The organism is Streptomyces sp. SID13031, assembly GCF_010548305.1.
In the GTDB taxonomy this organism is placed as follows: domain Bacteria; phylum Actinomycetota; class Actinomycetes; order Propionibacteriales; family Kribbellaceae; genus Kribbella.
Genome location: NZ_JAAGLV010000105.1, coordinates 1 through 405, shown reverse-complemented (window position 1 = coordinate 405; position 405 = coordinate 1). Strand labels below are relative to the sequence as shown.

Sequence of the window (405 nt, the reverse complement as noted above, 5' to 3'; positions counted from 1 at the left end):
CCGATGTCCTCGCTCGCTACGCCGGACGCCCGCATAAGGGCGCGGGCGCCCGCCATGTTGCGGCCGTGGGTGACAGTGCGGGACCTCAGCAGGGGCATCGTCGCTCGCTCCTTCGACAGAAAAGACTGTCTCCGAGCGTACGCCTCCGGTGCCAAGATCTGGACAGTGTGTCCGTTATGCGGGATGTGCTGGCTCGGTGGACGGCGGGGGCGAGGCCCGCGCCACGCCCCCGCCACAGGTCACACGGCCGGGAGCCCCTGGATGCGCCGGGCGTGCAGCGCGGCCAGCCGGGTGCCGCCCGCGGCCACGTACCACTGCTCGATGTCGCCCGTACCGTCGTTGTACGTCCAGCGGAGTTTGCCGTCCCGGGCGTCGTAGGCGTGCACGCCGCCCTGCTCGTCGAAC

The 405-nt window shown here is 71.4% G+C and carries 1 protein-coding gene; it reads right to left on the bottom strand.

Going from position 1 to position 405, the window contains the following annotated elements; genetic code table 11:
- Window positions 1-239: 239 nt before the first annotated feature.
- Complete coding sequence (locus G3I17_RS39450; protein WP_343238572.1) at window positions 240-386, bottom strand: hypothetical protein; 147 nt, start codon at window positions 384-386, stop codon at window positions 240-242.
- Window positions 387-405: the final 19 nt, after the last annotated feature.